Raw genomic sequence first — 18190 nt, forward strand, 5'->3', positions numbered from 1 at the left:
ATTATTCAATAAGTCCGACTTCTTGATAGTATTTGAGTGCACCAGAATGAAGTGGCGCTGTAAGTCCACTTTTTATCATCTCTTCTTTTTTTAGGTGAGCAAAGGCAGGGTGCAGTTTCTTAAAGTTGTTGAAGTTTTCAAATACCGATTTAACCACATGATAAATTACATCCTCTGGTACTGCGGTAGAAGAAACAAAAGTGGCACCCACACCGAATGTCTTAACACTATCGGGGTTACCTTTATACATACCACCAGGTACGTTAGCGTCTCTGTAATAGCTTGCATCCGATACTAACTTGTCAACTATAGGGCTGGTAACTTCAATAATTTTACTGTCACATGAAGTTGTGGCCTCTTGAATAGCAGCGCTGGGATGACCAACTACGTAGATCATTGCATCGAGTTTTCCGTCACATAAAGCTCTGGATTGCTCAGAGGCTTTTAGTTCTGATGCCAGTTTAAAGTCCTTTTCCCCCCACCCATATCGTTCCATTAATATATCCATAGTTCCTCGCTGACCCGAACCAGGGTTACCTATGTTTACCCGCTTGCCTTTTAAGTCCTCAAAGCTTTTAATTCCTGAGTCTGCACGAGCAACCACGGTAAAAGGTTCTGGGTGAACAGAGAAGACCGAGCGAAGTTCTTTAAAAGGTCCGGCTTCGGTAAACTTATTCGTACCGTTATAGCCATGATATTGCCAGTCTGATTGAACAACACCAAGCTCAAGTTCCCCTGCTCTTATGGTGTTTACATTGTAAATGGACCCACCAGTCGAAACAACAGAACATCGAATTCCATGAGAAGCTTTGGTTTTATTGACTAGACGACAAATGGCACCACCAGTAGGGTAGTAGACTCCTGTCACACCACCGGTGCCAATAGTGACATATTGGTCTTTTGCCGAGGAGGATATGGGGCCAGTCAAAAGTATGGTTGCAAAAACTACCGGAAATACGCTTTTAATTGATGCCATATTCATTCCTTCTTAACATTGTAAGCTACTAGGAAAATGGTGAGTTATTTAGTAGAGCTTTTCGAAAACTATATGCATCATGATAGTTAATATTTAATAATTTGTCCGATTCTTTGAGGTTTATCACTTGTTGCGCATTATTGACAGCAGGTTTTCCATCGAGACCAAGATGGTTGTTCTCAAAGCCGATACGAGCATCCAGACCTTGTTTTAATGCATGGGTTAGGCAGTGATGCTCTTGCCTGCCAAAAGCGCAAATTGCAACACGAATATTTCGTTGATGAAATTGTTCGAGTTTTAAATTAACCAAGTCTTCTGGGGCTGGATCATGACTATTTTTGTAACGACCTAGTACGATCAACACATGTTGGTTTTGGCTAGGTAAAACATCTTGTTTGAGCAGTTGAAAATACCTTGAGATATCGGACTGATCGTAAAGAATAATTTGACTGATGATTCCCTGCTCTGTTACCCAGCGAAAAAAGGTTTGGCTATCATTGGGATGAATACTTTCTGAGACTAACTCACGCAGTGCGAATGAGGCAGCTTCTGGCTTTACTGATTTTATTAAGTGTTTCTGTTGTTCTGGATGGTAAATACCTACAGCTTCAGTGGTCAATTGGACAATCATACTGCCCCCCACTGCCTGCTTAACACACTTGTAAAGGTGTTTATTAAGGTTGATATCAAGACTGTGAACCCCTTGATTGTCGCGGCAGTGAAGATGAACCATAGCGGCTCCAGCATCTCGACAAGCGATAACTTCTTCAATGATTTCCGTATCAGTTAATGGAATATTAGAGTTATCTTGCTTGGTTTTACGAGCACCGTTGGGTGCGACAATAATGGCTCTATATGAGTGGTTGTTATTATAAGATGAGGTCAAATCCATGTTTGCGACACCTCATTTAGAGTACTTTTTAACTTGGTAACTATTTCTTCTATGTGTTGGTCTTGAAGGATAAATGGCGGGGCGAGCAGAATGTGATGCCCATTGTTGCCATCAATTGTGCCTGCCATCGGATAGCACATAAGACCGTTTTGCATAGCCTGAGCTTTTACTATGTTATGGGCTTGAGTAGTGGCGGGGAGCGGTGCTTTACTTTGTTTGTCTTTGACTAATTCAATGCCCAATAATAATCCTTTTCCGCGTATGTCGCCGATATTAGGTAGAGGCCCAAGTTCATTAATAAGTGCTTGTTTTAGTTTGCTTCCAAAATGATTTACGCAACTAATAAGCTGCTCATCTATTATGGCATTAATGGTCGCGAGTGCACACGCACAGGCGACGGGATGAGCCATGTAAGTATGTCCATGTTGGAAAAATCCACTCCCATTAGCGATAGATTGGTACACCTTGTCGTTTGCTATCGTTGCACCAATAGGTTGATATCCAGCGCCTAGACCTTTAGCAATACATACCAAGTCAGGCTCGACATTTTCAAGTTCAAAGGCGAATAAACTTCCACTTCTTCCTATACCACACATAACTTCATCCAAAATAAGTAACACATCATATTGGTCACAAATTTCACGGATACGTTTAAAGTAACCTTGTGTGGCTGGCACAGCCCCTGACGTTGCCCCGACAATAGGTTCTGCAATGAATGCCATGACATTTTGCGGGCCAAGCTCAAGAATTTTTTCCTCAAGCTGGTTTGCAGCGCGAGTTGAATATTCCAGTTCAGTCTCATCTTGCTGTTGGTAACGATACGCATAGCATGGATCTATATGATGGGCTGTTGTAAGTAAGGGTTTAAAAGGCTCACGTCGCCACTCATTGCCCCCAACACTAAGGGCACCTAAAGTATTACCATGGTAGCTCTGCCTACGCGCAATAAACTCCGTTTTACTTGACTGCTCTTGTTCAACAAAATACTGGCGAGCCATTTTAAGCGCAGCTTCTACAGCTTCAGAACCACCACTCACAAAGTAGGCGCGATTGAATTGAGCAGGCATTAGAGAGCATAGCCTTGCGGCTAATTGTTCACTCGGTTGGTTGGTAAAAAAACCTGTGTGAGCATACGGAATATGTTTAACCTGCTCTGTAATCGCTTGTTTTACTGCAGTATGGTTGTGGCCTAGGTTTGATACAGCTGCACCCCCACATGCATCAAGATAGGAATTGCCATTTTTATCAAAAAGATACATACCCTCACCATGGCTGATGGTAGGTAAAATGTTGTGGCAGTGTCGATGAAATACATTGGACATGAGAGAGCTCCATAAAGGTTGATACTTTAATACTGTCCAACAATAAGCAGATCCGCAACTGACAAAAGTCGAGAGTTATGAGTTTTGGAATGAGTATAGAGGAGGCGACAAGCAGCAGACTTGCTGCTTGTCTTAAATTATTGATTTTTTATGCTATTGAGCTTTGGAAGATGTAGCGAATTTTTCGAGAGTTAGGACTAAGACAATCGCACTCAGCATAAGAAGAATAGCTACCGTTATTTGCGCGGGTTGTGAAGTTATTGCTTCAAAATCGAGGGGTGAGAGATTGCGCTCAATCAATGGTACTTGCTCGCCACTAGAGTTAGTTCTCCAACTAAGTGTTTCTTTCCAAGGCCATATTTTAGGTAATGTCCCGACCATTAACCCGGTAAGGAAAATCAAAGTAAGGTCTCTGAAATGTTTGAGAAGCCAAGTGAGTACATGTGAAAAGCTCAGTAATCCAGTGACGCATCCGGAAATGAAAAGCAGTAGCACAGTAATATCTACAGACTTTACTGCCCCCAAGATGGGTGTGTACATTCCTATGAGAAGGAGAATAAAACTGCCTGAGATGCCAGGGAGTATCATGGCACAAATTGCAATGGCACCTGCGAGTAAGATATTGATATTGGTTGGTTCAAGTTGTAGTGGCTGAAGTATAGTAATGCTGTACGCGAAGCCAATACCGAAAAGAAGTAATAACAGTCGGCTCAGACTTTTCTTCTCTATTTGTTTGAGCATATGAAAGACTGAAACCACGATCAGGCCAAAAAAGAACGACCATAGTGGAATCGGATGAGTTACTAGTAGCCATGAAATGAGTTTTGCTAGCGTTGCAATGCTTGTGAAAACACCAGCAAATAATGCAATAAGAAAAAAGCCGTTGATATGCACAAAAGCCGCTTTGACACCATCACGCCTAAGAATACCAATGAGTTGTGGGTTAATACGGCGAATGCTCTCTAGCAGAGTGTCGTATATTCCCGTTATGAAAGCGATGGTACCGCCAGATACTCCTGGGACAACATCAGCTGCTCCCATGGCTAAACCTTTTACGAAAGTTGATAGATATTTCATTCTTTAGAGCAAGTTAGTGTGGGTAACCGGATTATAGCGATAATGACTGTCAAACAGTACCAAATTATGAATAAGGCTCCAAATTAATAGGAGTCTTATTTTATATTTATTTGCATGGATTTGCAAAATGCGATTTGCGTTTTGCAAATCCATCACGATAACCGGATGAAAATCTGAAGCAAAGTATCGTTTTAATGTGCTTTTTATGTTGGCACGCATAATGCATTATACTGTTTGACCCTTATTAAGCCGAGGGTCACCTAGCCAACTGACGTTGTTAGTGAATAGATTTGTTCACAAAATATAGATGCCAATCGCAATTGTTGCGGTTGGCTTTTTTTTGGTTTTGACCTTCGGTTAAGTTTACACCAATAAAAGAGACAAATTTCTAGTCAGATCTCGACAAGTCTCTTAGATTATATCCATAATGTGCGCTTTGTTTTTGCATTTAAAACGGTATGCATACGGTTTTATTGTTTAAATGTATTTTTAATAGAGATAGCTGGCGATAGGTTTCAGTTTAGAATTGCGCAACTAATACTCGTTGACTAACTAGGGTATAGGTTAGCAAAGATGTCGAAACGTTATGCAGTTGCCTAGTTATGGAAGGTGGGCGACAGACAATAAAGAGGTTATATGAATCAGGTAATTTCAGTTGGGCCATTAGAGTCTTTCTTAATCGCTATTTGTGTATTATTTCTGGGCCATTTTGTAAATTCAAAGCTCCCCATTCTTAAGAAATTTAACATTCCAGAGCCAATTGTCGGTGGATTAATTGTGGCGTTTGTCATCACAATGATGCACTTTGAAGGGATCAACCTAGAGTTTTCATTGCCATTACAAAATACATTTATGCTGATGTTTTTCAGCACTGTAGGGCTCGCGGCAAATTATACTCAGTTGATAAAAGGCGGGGCCAAGGTGTTTATTTTTCTCGCGGTCGCCTCTTTTTACATTATTATCCAAAATGCTGTTGGTGTTTCATTGGCAACGATTCTTGGCCTAGATCCCTTAATGGGGTTAATTGCAGGCTCAATTACTTTATCTGGAGGACATGGTACTGGTGCTGCATGGGCGCAGACTTTTTCAGAGACTTATGGGCTTAGTAACACCCTAGAAATTGCCATGGCATCTGCAACTTTTGGCCTAATTGTTGGCGGAATTATTGGTAGCCCAGTTGCGCAAAAATTGATTAATAAAAATGGCTTTGAGTCTGACTATGGGAGTGGGGCAAACACCCATGAAAGGTTTCCTGATTTGGTGACCTATAACGAGTACGAAGAAGATAAGGTTACAGCAAAAAAGGTCATTGAAATTTTGTTTGTCTTGCTGATTTGTGTCACAGGTGCAAAGTATCTTGAGCAATGGGTGACTAGCCTGCAAATTAGTTGGTTAATGATCCCGGATTTTGTTTATGCTCTATTTATCGGTGTATTCATTACTAACGTCATGGAAGTGGCCAAAGTCAATCGAATGGATGTTGAAACCGTGGATATTCTCGGTACTGTATCTTTGTCACTTTTTTTGGCAATGGCTCTAATGAGCCTGAAACTTTGGAATATATTTGATCTGGCTATACCATTTTTAATCATATTGTCTGTGCAATCAGTGGTGTTAGGTGTGTTTACCTATTTTGTTACCTTTAAGGTAATGGGTTCGAATTATGATGCTGCTGTTATGTCGGGTGGCCATTGTGGCTTTGGCTTAGGGGCAACCCCGACCGCCGTGATGAATATGGGGTCATTGGTGAACAAGTATGGCCCATCTCCTCAAGCCTTTGTTGTTGTGCCAATTGTTGGTGCATTTTTTATCGACATTGTGAATCTGATTATTCTACAGGGCTACATCTCACTTATAGGTTAAACCAATTCCGAGGCTACTCAACAAATAAGCCCCAGTTTGGAAGTTAAGCTGGGGCTTATTGCAGTATTTAATAATAGATATTCGGCTTAATGGTCGAGGTACAAATAGTTCTGCCAACTCTTCATTCTGATCAGTACTTTACGCATGATTGAAACATGGGTGAACTTATTTGAATACACAGCGACTTCTACGGCAGTACCCATTGGTAGGTGGTAACTAGATAGATCATCGGTAATCTCTAGGGTGACAAAAACACGGCCGCTGGTGCGAAGTGCCTCAGTACCCAGTAGAGAACCTCGAGCTTGAAATTGGCTCTCGCCGATGGCAGGCAATACCTCTACGACCTTTCCTTTGAATACTCTGCCCGGAATGGCTCTAAAGAGAAACTCAGCTTCATAGCCAGGTTGTAGGCGTTGAAGGGAATTTTGTCTAAATGCGGCGGCATATAGAGTGTCTTCTGTATGGACAAAAGTCATCACAGGGGCAAGTGGCAGAGGCACTGCCATCACACCAGGTCGTAGTGCTAGTTGGGTAGCAAAGCCATCAGTTGGTGCCCTCACGATAGTTTGCTCTAAATCGAACTCTGCTTGGCGAAGTTCTGCAAGATATTGAGCAACTAGTGTATTTTCACCGCCTATATCAGAGTTTAGTGCAATTTTTGCTTGGCTAACCCTCGCTTTCGATACATCGACAGCAGCTTCGGATGCTTTGTATTCTTGACGGCGTGTATCAAGCTCTTGTTCAGTGAACGCCCCTTTCTTATAACCACGTTTGTAGCGCGAAAATTCTCGCTGTGCCTTATCACGATCAGCAATCGATTGGGTCAAAGCTGCTTGAGCCTCCAGAACATCAGCTTGCAGGCTAAGAGCATTTTGACTAGCTTCTTTGATCTTAGCTTTTAACTTATCTACTTCTGCTTCAAAAGGCGTAGGGTCGATAACAAAGAGCACATCTCCTTGCTTGAGAGATTTATTGGCTTCAACAGGTACATCAATAACTCGCCCTCTAACGCCAGAAACAATCGGTGTGGTGGAAAACACCTGGTTCCCAAGCTGTGTGAAAGGGTGATTGTAGTTCATTAGTAAGATCAAAGTGCCGACAAGCACCACACCTCCGAGAGCCGCTGTGGGTACAGTCCACTTATTGAGAGGAATGTTGAATACTTTGAAAATAGCTATACATAAAGCGGCGTACGTTAAGATAAGGAGTAAATCCATTATTGTTTCTCCTCATTATTTTCAGAATATATTTCTGCTTGGGGTTTTGATTTGATATTTATCGTATCAATTTGCTGCTGCAAATGGCCTAATTGTTCACTAATTCGGTCCATTCTATGATGAATGTCATGCTGCTCTTCTTCGAGTTTTTGGAACCCCCAACCTCTTTCTTGTCGCCACAAGGTCGCCCATATCCAAAGAAAAGGCCAAATTGTATGGAGTGTAAATAAACTGACCCACCCTGCATAATGGATTGCATCTTGATGTGGATGCTGCCTTTCTTTTGCAATCTCGTAGGGGATATCGTGGATCACAATGATGCCGTAAAATATAACCAGCGCGACAAAGATCAATAGACCAAGTGCGAAGTAATCCAAAAACATAAATTTGCTCCCTCTTTATGTTTGTAGCTAATTTTAATCATGATTTAAGTGGATATTTTAGTAAGAATAATGAATTAGTTATTTTTTTATAGCTTTACCTTTTAACAAATTGAGAAATTTGCTACTCAGTACAGACTTGATTTCGGCCATTTGCTTTAGCTCTGTAGAGTGCTTTATCTGCTCGATGAAAGGTCCGTTGGGTATTTTCACCTTCACGATGTAAGGTGATACCGATGCTAACACTGAGGCCTCTTTCGCCAAGTATATCTTGCCAACCAAACTGAAATATACGTTCGCGGTAGCTTTCTGCATGCATAGTGGCTTGCTCAATTGTACATCGCTCAATGATGACTAGAAACTCTTCACCTCCAAAGCGTACACAAGATGCTCCTCTGAATTTGAAGTAAGTAGCGAGTTCACTTGATACATTCACTATGGCTTTATCACCGACGAGATGACTCAATTCATCATTAATCGATTTAAAGTGATCGATATCGACGATCAGTAATGCAAATGGAACATCATGCAGCAGTAAATCTTTAAGTTTCACGTCTAGCCAGCGGCGGTTACTTAGATTGGTTAGGGGATCAGTAAATACATCTTGCTTAAGCTTGGCAACGGTATTTTTCTGATTTTCTGTGGTTTCTTTTAGCTCCCGATTTTCTATTTCAGACAAAATAAGTTTTAGGTGTAACTCAAATCTGGCGAGGCGACGTAGCTGAGATGCACCAAGTTCGGCAATGGGCACTTGTTTCATTAGATCGCTTTCAATTCGAAATGCGCGTTTTTGGCATTCTAGCGCTGGTCTGAATTTTCCTTGTTGTTCATATAGTTCACCTAATACCGTATTAAGTTTGAGAGCAAGTATCGGAGAAGTATAAGGAGTCACTTTTTTTTGCGCTGAGTCCAATACCCAGTTAGCAAGGTGTGGCTTGTTTGTGTTGTTTAGGCAGTGGGCCAACTCAAAACGGACCATTTTAGATAACCACATTGAATTCACATTCCCAGCCGTATATTGAATATTACCTAAGCATTCCATAGCTTTGCCGTGCTCACTTTGTTTACGGTAGAGCTTGGCTTGATAAAGAAAAACCTGGCTAGTAAAGGTTTTATCACTAACCAATATTGCAAGTTCTGAGCATTCTTTGAGAATATCCTTGGCTGCTGTTGTACGATTGAGTTCAATATAGCAAGTAAGTATGTAAAGCTTATATCTTAGGCGCAGAGAACGACTGGATATAGCATGATCAATAGCATCAATTTTCTGGTAGTACCTTAGTGCACGGGCATGGTCTCCATAGGTAGCGCATAAATTTCCCATGCCTACTACAGCTAATACGTAGGCGTCGATATGACTATTATCGACGGCGATAGTTGAACAGCTAATATATTCTTGCAACGCTGCTGAGTACTCGCCGCTTTCTACTAGTCGCTCTGCTAAACAGTGTCTAATTTCAAGAATAAGCTCAGAATCATTGGGTAAAATGAGATGTTCTGTCGCAAGTTTGAGCTCTTCAATACATGATTTTGGCTGTTTTAGTTGTCTGCGATATTCTGCACTGATTGCTAAGCAGATTGCTTTTTCTTGAGCAGTTGTGGCGATATGTTGGAGGATGTGATTCCAAAAAATAATCGCTTCTTCACCTAATACGGAAGAGGCATCTAGCCCAGACTCAGAAATCTTGTGTAGTAAATCTTCCATTTTATTCTTCCATGAGTTGGTCGTCTTCTAACTGTTCCAGAGTAAAAGGGAACATTAAGATATCTTGTAGTTCAACTTTGGGTAGAGGTTTGTCGAGTCCTTTTCGATGCCAAGGATAGATTTCGATCATATTAGCTAATACTTGATATACCTGCGCAGCGGCATCGCCTTTTTCAGCAAGGAGAATACCTAACCTATCGTTACTTAAGCGGGAAAGTAAATCTTTCTGGGTACATAATGAATGGGCAAGTTCAGAACACACTTCAATGTAGTCGGAATCCTTATGTTGGATAGTGATAACAGCATGATTAGATCGCTTTAATTCCATCTTAGATAGTATAAGTTGCTCCCACCAATAAATTTCAGAAACCATCTGGCTGAGCTGTTTTTCTGGGCCATACTCGTGCTGCCCGCGAATTCGATTGATGAGCTTACGTGCTCGTTGCTCTAATTGATTTTTCGATGCGCAAGCTTTGTCTTTAGTGACGCGTGCCATTTGTTCTTTTAAGTTGCTAATGGAGTATTTACGGTATTTCTGAAATGCGTTGAGAGCGGCTTTGTAATCGCTTTGTTCTTCTGCAACCCTTGATTGCTGAAAACAGATTTGTGAAAGTAATTCACCATTGTCAAAAGTGTGGGCAGAGCGCTCAGCCTGAATTAACAGCTGTGCTGCTTTGTCTGGACATTTTCTCATGAGCTCTAGACGCGCTAAGCTGACATAAGAATTTGCCTTCATCCAGACTAGATTATATTCCTCAGCAAGCGCTTGTGCTTTTGCTGTCGCCACTTCTGCATCTTCTATTCGTTTAAGTCCAAGTAAAGCAAGTCCTCTAAAATCCCAAACTTCTGCCTGCCATGTTTTATTGTCATGTTGCTTTAGTGTCTCAGTTGCCCCGTCGAGTATAGTAAGCATTTCGACATAATTGCTGAGAAGATAAAGATCCCAAGCGAGAAGTATTCGAGCTTTGCCCTCAAGAGAAGCAATACGAGCATTATTGGCAACAATAACCGCTAGCTCATGAGTCGTTTTAGCTAGGTTATATTGATGGGTGATACGCCAAACATTGCCCAACCCAATTAAGCATTCAATCTGAATCTTAATCTCATCTACTAACGTTGCTTGCTCAAGTGCGTTGATCCAAAATTGTTGCGCGGAATAATATTTGGCTTGCCCCCAAAAGTGGAGGGCGTGGATATGAAGGATTTCAGCCAAATAGTCATCGGTGTCGAGCGTATTGAGTGTGTTAAGAGCTGACTTGATGTATTTGAGCCCAAGTTTGTAGTCCGTCAGACACAAAGAGCATCGAGACATAATAATCAGGCATTGCACCGCACCTTCAGGGTATAAAACCTGATTTGCACGAGTGACACATTGTTCTGCGATAGCTAAAACCTTCTCCGGTTCATGCTCAATGCGTGCTCGAAGCTGTTCAATTTCTGTATCTAAAAGGTTCTGGTTTTTATCCAATGAGCCAACCCCTTCACTGCCAAATATACAATATGTATTCATCGCCATTACATAAAGATTGACTGGTACAGCTGCAGCACGAATACACTTAAGACTTAATGGCTTATTTCAAATATAGCAATTATGAAAGCAGTTCTCTCAATGTTAGAGGCATTTGAGTCAAACCGAGGCTTTGCGCTGCTGTCATACCATTCTTATCTTGATAGCATAAGTTATGCCATGCTCTGAATATATCCAGTAATGGTAATAAACCTCCAGGGCGGAGTTTACGTCTAGGCTCATTGATGAAGTCTTCAAAAAGTGCTTGAAACCTATGCTGATAAAAGGAGGTTTGGCGCACGCTTGCTTTTCTAAGCCATTCTTTAGGTTGATTATTATTTCCCGCAAGATAACAAATGCCCTTAGAAGAACCTTCGGCGGTGGTGATTGCCCAGCGGTCTCGCCACCATCCCATATGAAGAATATCAATTTTGTCGATACTATTATTATTCTCCCAGTATTTGTCTTCCTCTACATACATAAGGTCGATATTTTGACGCTGGATTCTTGAGAGACCAACGCTTAATGCAGCAGAGCGCAAAATAGGGTCTTGTGGGAGATAAATAGTCACTCTTCGTTCATTGTTACAATGTGAAAGAACATGTAAAAAGTGCGCGTATGAGGTGTAAGGTGGCCTGATTAGAGCACCTTTGGTAGGGTAATTAAGTTGGCTTAAGTTACCTATGGGATCTTCGACATTACTTCTTGCTAGAATGGCTTGGTATTTTTGATCAATTCGCTCTTTCAATATCATAGATCCTGAGGGAATTGGTGTATATGCCTCTAGTGAATATTCATGACTTACAAGCCGTGAAGAGGGCTGATAGGGGTCGTGGTCAATACTGCCCTGTGGCTCCTCATTTCCAGAGTAATTAACGTGTTGGCATAGAATGTAGCCAGTTTGAGCATCACCAGTAACGAACCAAAGAACACCATTATTGCTTTTAGGTTGTAGCGGTAGGTAATCGGATGCTAATTCATATTGATTGGCGTGATTAACCCAACGAGCATCGAACATAGCCAGTTTGCGACGGCATCTACTGGCAATATGATCTAAGTGGTCATAGAAGGTTTTTGGGTTGATTTCTAACTTGCGACAAATCTCCCGCACAGAGTATCCAGTAAAAAGAAAACCCAGTAAGCTCTCTTGGAAAGAGAGTTTATGATTAGTGCCAGACCATTTATCAACAAAGGTTAATTGACATAGTTTACAACGATAACGTTGGCGGTCTCCACTATAGCCAAAAGCATGATAGACGTGTTTGTGAGTATGAACAGAAAGACCAAAGTGTTCACAGTGACTATTTCGGCAGGCGGGTAAACCGTCGTTGTGAAGTTGCCTTAAACGTTGTAACTCGTTTATGACTTCTTGGTTGTTAAGTAAAGGGGGAAAAGCGCCACATTCTCGACAAACCATCGTCGGCCGTTTGGGGTTTGCATGTTGCAACACATATCTATGTGCTTCACTCAGTCCAAAATTGCTACACGCTAATGTTTTACAAAAATTGAGTTGCAACCCATCTGCTTCCTTGGGCAGTTTGCCAGACGTCACTATTTCCCCCTCGGGATTATCAGAGCTACCTAAGCAACCCGCTTGGTAGAAAAATATGATTTTTTATATGTTGATGGCCGTTTCTAGTGCCACTTTCATCATGTCATCGAAAGATTCTTGGCGTTCTTCTGAACTGAGTTTTTCGCCACGTATAATGTGATCAGAGACAGTCAGAATAGTCAGTGCTCTTGCTCCATGATCAGCTGCAACGCCATAAATACCAGCAGCCTCCATATCGATACCCAAGATACCGAGCTTTTTCATCTTTTCAAAAATCTCAGATTCAGGTGTGTAAAAAAGATCAGCTGAGAAAACGTTACCAACTTTGATTGACACATTTTGTGACCGTGCCTGTTTAACTGCTTGTTCTAATAGCTCAAAGTCTGCAATTGCAGCAAAGTCATGGTCATTGAAGCGGATACGGTTTACTTTAGAGTCTGTTGACGCGCCCATACCAATGACGACATCCATTAAATTAACATCATCTCTTACGGCACCACAGCTGCCTATTCGGATAATATTTTTCACACCATACTCTGTAATCAGTTCATGTACATAGATGCTGCATGATGGGATTCCCATACCGTGCCCCATAACTGAAATACGGTGTCCTTTGTATGAACCTGTATAGCCGAACATATTGCGTACATCACAAACTTGTTTGGCATCTTCAAGAAAAGTTTCCGCAATGTATTTAGCCCTTAACGGATCGCCTGGCATTAAAACCGTTTCTGCGAAATCATCTGGATGAGCATTAATGTGTGGGGTTGCCATAGTCGTTACTCCGAATGATTAGAAATATTAACTTCTGATTACTAATTGTGTTGATTTGAAATTTGTAGGTGAATACTAGCTAGATCTAGCGTATTACCATGAGATATTCATCACAAAAGTCACTGCTATCGTTATTGTTATTGGTGGTGATAACCTTTTATGTTGAAAGAGTTAAAGCAATCGATTTGCAAAAGAGGATTGTTTTTTATTTGACCTCAAAGTGTTGTGAATGCGTGTCAAGTTTTAAATTATACAAATTTAAATATTGTACAAATAAATGAGCTTGTGCTATTTCTTATACAATATATATTTTTGTATACTATCCAACTGAGGAATCAGAAAATGACAAACTCGATTAAAGTGGGTATCAGCTCTTGTGTGTTAGGAGAAAACGTTCGTTTTGACTCTGGGCATAAAACCAGCAAATTTGTGACCAAAGAATTAGCGCCGTATTTTGAATTTGTTTCTGTATGTCCTGAAGTTGGCATGGGAATGCCTGTACCTCGCCCTACAATTCGCCTGATATCTAATCAAGAAAGGGTTGCTCTTGTAGAGACCAAAAATCCTGACATTGAACACACGGCTAAAATGCTGGATTATTCCGAGCAAAAAGTTGGGGAACTGAAGAGTCAAGATTTGTGTGGATACATAGTGTGTGCTAAATCACCTACCTGTGGTATGGAGCGAGTCAAAATATATCGCAAAGGGGGGGCGGAAAATACTGGCGTAGGATTGTTTACTCAGGAATTGATGAAGCAAATGCCTTGGTTACCTGTTGAGGAAGACGGACGATTAAATGATCCGGTGCTAAAAGAAAATTTTATTGCACGTATTTTTGTGTTGAGAGATTTTTATGACTCGATGGGAGATGAACCTACCGCAGGAAAATTAGTGGCCTTTCATTCACGCTACAAATTGACCTTGATGTCTCACCATCCTCAATCTTACAAAGACTTGGGTCGCTTAGTCGCGAACATCAAAGACTATGACTTAATTAATTTTTACCAAATGTATAGAGAAGGCTTAATGAAAGCTGTTGTACATCGGGCGAGCAGGAAAAACAACACTAATGTGTTAATGCACCTACAAGGCTACTTCAAACGAGTGCTAGGTAAAGAGCAAAAAGTTGAATTATGCAGAGTTATTGAGGAATATCGTCAGGGGATTTTACCCCTGCTGGCTCCAATTACTCTAATTAAGCATTATTTAGCAGCTTTCCCTGACGAGTATTTATTAGAGCAAAAATTTTTGCAGCCTCACCCTCAGGAAATGAGGTTGAGATACGGATTATAAAATGAAGAAATACGCTATTAGAGAAATCTCTGAAATGACAGGGGTTAAACCCGTGACCCTGAGGGCTTGGCAGAGAAGATACAGTTTGATTGAACCTGAAAGAACGCCAAAAGGGCACAGGCTCTATACCCAAAAACATATCGACCTAATTGACAAAATTCAAGGATGGTTGAACAAAGGAGTATCAATTGGCAAAATCAAAGCTTTGATTGAGTCGGGTAACGGCAATTCTATCGATATGACATATAACGATGCTCAACTAGATGATGTTGAACCTGTACTTGATGCTTTAGCCAATCTAAATAGAGGTAAGGCTGAAACTCTTATCAATGCTGTGGTAAAAGAATACCCTCTTAAGGTCGTGGATGGACAGTTCATTCAACCGATATTGAAAGCACTATCTTCCGTTAGACAATGTTTACGCACACTTCAACTTGGCTTGTTTCAGTCATTAATGCTGAATAAGCTTAACTCGATCATCGATGCTGAAAATAAAGCAACTCGCTCTGGAAAGGCTTTATTTATTAGTATATTAGGTAATGCCGATATAGGTTCTTGCTTGATGGCACTGTCGTTGGTTGAAAAGGGATTTAATATTACCATGTTGAAAGAAGTAGAGGACTTATCAGGATTACTTATTCATCCGGCAATTGAAGAGTTTTCTCTTATTGGCATCTATAGTGCCCGAGCGATCGGTGAAGCTCAATTGACGGCGCTCAACCAACTAGAGGCAAAGTTCTCAGGACAAATAGTCGTTTCTGAACTCCTAAAACAGTTACGGTGTGAACAGTGAAGCTTGTTTGGTTAAGACGAGACTTAAGAGCTGATGATAATACTGCGTTAATTGAAGCCCTTAGCCATGGCCAGCCTGTTGTCTGTATTTATATCGCAACGCCTGAAACTTGGAAAGACCATGGTTTAGCGCCTATTCAAGCCGACTTAATATTTCGCAGGTTACAGCAACTTAGTCAAGAGTTGGCGGCGTTAAATATTGAGTTGTTATACGACGAAGTTCCACAGTTTTCGGACAGTGCTTCACGGGTTGCTGATGTTGCTAAAAGCCTGAATGCTGACACAGTATTTGTAAACCGTGAACATGAAGTTAATGAATGTCAGCGTGATGATGGCCTTGCTAGTCAATTAGCAGCCTATCATATTCGTTTTCAATGCTGTGAAGACAAGTGTATCTTTGCACCCGGAACAATAGTCAATAAACAAGGCAGCTATTTTAAAGTATTTACTCCGTTTAAAAATGCATATCTTGTAAAGCTCGGGCAGCAGTCGTTTGAGGTTAAAAAAACCCAAAAGGGAAAGCTAGGACCTCTACCAGATGTAGTGAGGTTACTGTTGTTTAACCAAGACTCTCCTTTTAGTTACCCAAGAAAAGACAGTAAGGTATGGAAGGTAGATTCAAGCTCCATCATAGCTGAGCTAAGAGAGTTTGATGCTCAGCATGTGGATCAATATGCTAGTGATCGTGATTTTCCATCAATTTCCGGAACCAGTAGGTTGTCACCTTATCTAGCAATAGGGGCTTTATCGGTTCGCCAATGTATGGCTCGACTTATGTATGGTCAAACACTACCTTTAAGCCAAGGTCGAGCAGTGTGGCAAAGTGAGTTGATATGGCGAGAGTTCTACCAGCACCTTATCCATTTTGAAACTAAGCTTAGTAAGGGACGTTGCTTTCTTAACTGGGGTGAACGTTTAACTTGGCACAACGATAGCCAATGGATTGAAGAGTGGAAAATGGGACAGACGGGCTACCCAATAGTGGATGCTGCAATGCGACAACTTAATCATACAGGATGGATGCATAATCGCCTTAGAATGATTGTTGCCAGCTTTCTGATTAAAGACCTGCATATTGATTGGCGAATAGGTGAAAGATATTTTATCAATAATCTTATTGATGGTGATTACGCCTCCAATAATGGAGGGTGGCAGTGGTGTGCTTCTACTGGGTGCGATGGACAACCCTATTTCAGGATCTTTAACCCTATTACGCAAGGAGAGCGATTTGATCCATCTGGAGCCTTCATCCGACACTGGTTACCTGAATTAGCCGAGGTACCAGATTCCTATATTCATAAGCCTTGGGCGTGTCCGGATGTAAGAAACGTGTCATATCCTGATCCAATAGTTGATCATAAGGTCGAGAGGGAAGTAACCTTACGCCTTTATAAGGAAGCTAAGGACGCTTAACATGCTGCGTATTCTTCTCCCTCTTTTATGTTGCTTTAGTCTGAATGTGTTGGCGGTAACTTATCAAATGCCAGCAGAAGGGAGCAATATTGTTGGGCGCACCCAATATCACCAAGTGGTAGAAGGTGAAAGCCTTTCAGACATAGCAAAGCGCTATGATGTCGGTTTTTTATCTTTAATGGCGGCTAACAAAGGTGTCGACCCTTTCTTGCCTGCTGAAAACTATGTCTTGATTATCCCAACTCGTATCATACTTCCGAGTGTACCAAGAGAAGGTATTGTTATTAATCTTGCTGAGCTTCGCTTGTACTATTTCCAGCCAGAAAATAATGTGGTGCATATTTTTCCAGTGGGGATTGGACGAATTGGTAGGGATACGCCGGAAATGGCGACAAGTATCAGCCAGAAAAAGCGTAATCCGACCTGGAAGCCGCCAAAATCAATTCGCAAAGAATACCGAGAGAAAGGCATCGACTTGCCAAACATTGTACCAGCCGGCCCTGATAACCCGCTTGGAGATTATGCTATGCGACTGGCGTACGGCATTGGTGAATATCTTATCCATGGGACAAACAAAGATTTTGGCATTGGGCTTCGTGTAAGCTCTGGTTGCATTCGTATGGATCCGAAAGATATTGATTGGTTGTTTCCAAAAGTGAATTTAGGCGAAAAAGTGAGAATCATTAATGAGCCAATCAAAGTTGCACTTGAGCCTGATCGGAGCGTATTTGTTGAAGCGCATGAGCCATTGACGCGTAGCGATGGCAGTAAAAAAGCATTAGTCTTACCTAAGGAGCTACGCTGGTGGTTAGATGAATTTGACCTATCTGATGTTAAAGCAAAAGCGGTCATCCTTGCCCAAAATGGTGTACCTGTTGAGGTAGTTTCACCTGATTTTATCGATTGATGAGTTGCTGCTGACAAAAACAGAAAGAGCCTGTGTTAGCAGGCCCTTTCTAATCGAATATTGACAGACTCACTTTGTGTAAGACTGGGCAATGTTGTCGATGCGCTCGTTAGCACGTGCAGCTTCTTCACGAGCTGACATTGACTCAGATTTAAGTGCCTGTACATCTTTGCTTAGTTGGCTAACCTGATTGCTTAGCTCGTCAAGTTTTGCTGAAGATGCTTTGTCTGGGCCTGAAGCACAACCTGCGAGAAAAAGTACAGAAGAGGCCGCAGCTGCGATCAACATTTTGTTCATAGAAGAACTCCTTGCATGTAAAGTATCAAAAAGACGTCCTATACTTTTACGCTCATATAGTGACGATTCCTAAAGTGTAGACTCTATTCTGCCTGTCAAAAAGCAAGAAAAAGTCAAAAAAACCCAAGAATTTAAGCAATTATCGAATTAATTGATACATGTCTCACAGCCAGTGGATGTAAATGTTAATGTTCTAACTAGAATGAGTACCAAACCCAGCTGA

The 18190-nt window shown here is 41.3% G+C and carries 15 protein-coding genes and 1 pseudogene; 5 read left to right on the forward strand and 11 right to left on the reverse strand.

The features are described 5' to 3' along the window. Position 1 precedes the first annotated feature (1 nt). The 4 genes from OCV27_RS17185 to OCV27_RS17200 all read right to left on the reverse strand — a co-directional run bounded on the left by OCV27_RS17185 (position 2) and on the right by OCV27_RS17200 (position 4267). Positions 2 to 976 carry a TAXI family TRAP transporter solute-binding subunit gene (locus tag OCV27_RS17185; RefSeq protein WP_125321316.1) on the reverse strand — a complete coding sequence of 325 codons (975 nt, stop codon included), beginning with the start codon at positions 974 to 976 and terminating at the stop codon, positions 2 to 4. A 28-nt stretch (positions 977 to 1004) separates the two neighbouring features. Further along, positions 1005 to 1868, reverse strand: coding sequence for a beta-keto acid cleavage family enzyme (locus OCV27_RS17190; protein ID WP_125321317.1), 864 nt, complete (start codon positions 1866 to 1868; stop codon positions 1005 to 1007). Continuing rightward, positions 1859 to 3190: an aspartate aminotransferase family protein gene (locus OCV27_RS17195; RefSeq protein WP_125321318.1), complete on the reverse strand. Its 1332-nt coding sequence runs from the start codon at positions 3188 to 3190 to the stop codon at positions 1859 to 1861. The genes OCV27_RS17190 and OCV27_RS17195 overlap by 10 nt, the downstream gene beginning before the upstream one ends. Before the next feature lie 153 nt (positions 3191 to 3343). Then, on the reverse strand, positions 3344 to 4267 hold the full coding sequence (locus OCV27_RS17200) for a polyprenyl-phosphate transporter (RefSeq protein ID WP_125321320.1): 924 nt from the start codon (positions 4265 to 4267) through the stop codon (positions 3344 to 3346). Between the two features lie 636 nt (positions 4268 to 4903). Between OCV27_RS17200 and gltS the strand changes: the two genes are divergently transcribed. Then, positions 4904 to 6130 (forward strand): sodium/glutamate symporter, encoded by a 1227-nt coding sequence (gene gltS / locus OCV27_RS17205; protein ID WP_125321321.1) that lies wholly within the window; start codon positions 4904 to 4906, stop codon positions 6128 to 6130. 86 nt (positions 6131 to 6216) lie between these two features. Here gltS and OCV27_RS17210 read toward each other — a convergent pair whose 3' ends face one another. The 6 genes and pseudogenes from OCV27_RS17210 to deoD all read right to left on the reverse strand — a co-directional run bounded on the left by OCV27_RS17210 (position 6217) and on the right by deoD (position 13265). After that, complete coding sequence (locus OCV27_RS17210) at positions 6217 to 7347, reverse strand: HlyD family secretion protein (RefSeq protein ID WP_125321323.1); 1131 nt, start codon at positions 7345 to 7347, stop codon at positions 6217 to 6219. Between the two features lie 106 nt (positions 7348 to 7453). After that, positions 7454 to 7730, reverse strand: a pseudogene (locus OCV27_RS17215) (DUF3302 domain-containing protein); the annotation flags it as partial. Positions 7731 to 7851: 121 nt separating this feature from the next. Next, a complete protein-coding gene (locus tag OCV27_RS17220; protein WP_125321327.1) occupies positions 7852 to 9432 on the reverse strand; it encodes a GGDEF domain-containing protein in 1581 nt (526 codons plus the stop codon). Position 9433: 1 nt separating this feature from the next. Further along, positions 9434 to 10900 (reverse strand): tetratricopeptide repeat protein, encoded by a 1467-nt coding sequence (locus OCV27_RS17225; protein ID WP_125321345.1) that lies wholly within the window; start codon positions 10898 to 10900, stop codon positions 9434 to 9436. A gap of 121 nt (positions 10901 to 11021) precedes the next feature. Then, positions 11022 to 12491, reverse strand: a complete 1470-nt coding sequence (locus OCV27_RS17230) for an IS1 family transposase (RefSeq protein WP_125321329.1) — start codon at positions 12489 to 12491, stop codon at positions 11022 to 11024. A gap of 63 nt (positions 12492 to 12554) precedes the next feature. Then, positions 12555 to 13265, reverse strand: coding sequence for a purine-nucleoside phosphorylase (gene deoD, locus OCV27_RS17235; protein ID WP_125321331.1), 711 nt, complete (start codon positions 13263 to 13265; stop codon positions 12555 to 12557). Between the two features lie 342 nt (positions 13266 to 13607). Between deoD and OCV27_RS17240 the strand changes: the two genes are divergently transcribed. Genes OCV27_RS17240 through OCV27_RS17255 form a run of 4 tightly spaced genes read left to right on the forward strand, consistent with a single transcriptional unit; the run spans position 13608 to position 17670 of the window. Next, positions 13608 to 14558: a YbgA family protein gene (locus OCV27_RS17240; protein WP_125321333.1), complete on the forward strand. Its 951-nt coding sequence runs from the start codon at positions 13608 to 13610 to the stop codon at positions 14556 to 14558. Position 14559: 1 nt separating this feature from the next. Next, positions 14560 to 15351, forward strand: coding sequence for a MerR family transcriptional regulator (locus OCV27_RS17245; protein WP_125321335.1), 792 nt, complete (start codon positions 14560 to 14562; stop codon positions 15349 to 15351). Continuing rightward, positions 15348 to 16763: a deoxyribodipyrimidine photo-lyase gene (gene phrB, locus OCV27_RS17250; protein ID WP_125321337.1), complete on the forward strand. Its 1416-nt coding sequence runs from the start codon at positions 15348 to 15350 to the stop codon at positions 16761 to 16763. The genes OCV27_RS17245 and phrB overlap by 4 nt, the downstream gene beginning before the upstream one ends. 1 nt (position 16764) lies before the next feature. Further along, positions 16765 to 17670 (forward strand): L,D-transpeptidase family protein, encoded by a 906-nt coding sequence (locus tag OCV27_RS17255; RefSeq protein WP_125321338.1) that lies wholly within the window; start codon positions 16765 to 16767, stop codon positions 17668 to 17670. A 69-nt stretch (positions 17671 to 17739) separates the two neighbouring features. On the opposite strand, the gene OCV27_RS17260 is transcribed toward OCV27_RS17255, so the two are convergent. Further along, the gene (locus OCV27_RS17260; protein WP_125321340.1) at positions 17740 to 17967 is read right to left on the reverse strand and encodes an Lpp/OprI family alanine-zipper lipoprotein; all 228 of its coding nucleotides are present in this window, start codon (positions 17965 to 17967) and stop codon (positions 17740 to 17742) included. Positions 17968 to 18190 lie beyond the last annotated feature (223 nt).

It is taken from the genome of Vibrio pectenicida (assembly GCA_024347015.1).
GTDB classification, from domain to species: domain Bacteria; phylum Pseudomonadota; class Gammaproteobacteria; order Enterobacterales; family Vibrionaceae; genus Vibrio; species Vibrio pectenicida.

Excerpts from the sequence above, each read along its gene's own strand:
- OCV27_RS17200 (WP_125321320.1), bottom strand. The coding sequence starts at position 4,267 with ATGAAATATCTATCAACTTTCGTAAAAGGTTTAGCCATGGGAGCAGCT.
- gltS (WP_125321321.1), top strand. The coding sequence starts at position 4,904 with ATGAATCAGGTAATTTCAGTTGGGCCATTAGAGTCTTTCTTAATCGCT.
- OCV27_RS17240 (WP_125321333.1), top strand. The coding sequence starts at position 13,608 with ATGACAAACTCGATTAAAGTGGGTATCAGCTCTTGTGTGTTAGGAGAA.
- OCV27_RS17220 (WP_125321327.1), bottom strand. The coding sequence starts at position 9,432 with ATGGAAGATTTACTACACAAGATTTCTGAGTCTGGGCTAGATGCCTCT.
- OCV27_RS17260 (WP_125321340.1), bottom strand. The coding sequence starts at position 17,967 with ATGAACAAAATGTTGATCGCAGCTGCGGCCTCTTCTGTACTTTTTCTC.
- OCV27_RS17210 (WP_125321323.1), bottom strand. The coding sequence starts at position 7,347 with ATGGATTTACTCCTTATCTTAACGTACGCCGCTTTATGTATAGCTATT.
- OCV27_RS17190 (WP_125321317.1), bottom strand. The coding sequence starts at position 1,868 with ATGGATTTGACCTCATCTTATAATAACAACCACTCATATAGAGCCATT.
- OCV27_RS17185 (WP_125321316.1), bottom strand. The coding sequence starts at position 976 with ATGGCATCAATTAAAAGCGTATTTCCGGTAGTTTTTGCAACCATACTT.
- OCV27_RS17245 (WP_125321335.1), top strand. The coding sequence starts at position 14,560 with ATGAAGAAATACGCTATTAGAGAAATCTCTGAAATGACAGGGGTTAAA.
- OCV27_RS17255 (WP_125321338.1), top strand. The coding sequence starts at position 16,765 with ATGCTGCGTATTCTTCTCCCTCTTTTATGTTGCTTTAGTCTGAATGTG.
- deoD (WP_125321331.1), bottom strand. The coding sequence starts at position 13,265 with ATGGCAACCCCACACATTAATGCTCATCCAGATGATTTCGCAGAAACG.
- OCV27_RS17195 (WP_125321318.1), bottom strand. The coding sequence starts at position 3,190 with ATGTCCAATGTATTTCATCGACACTGCCACAACATTTTACCTACCATC.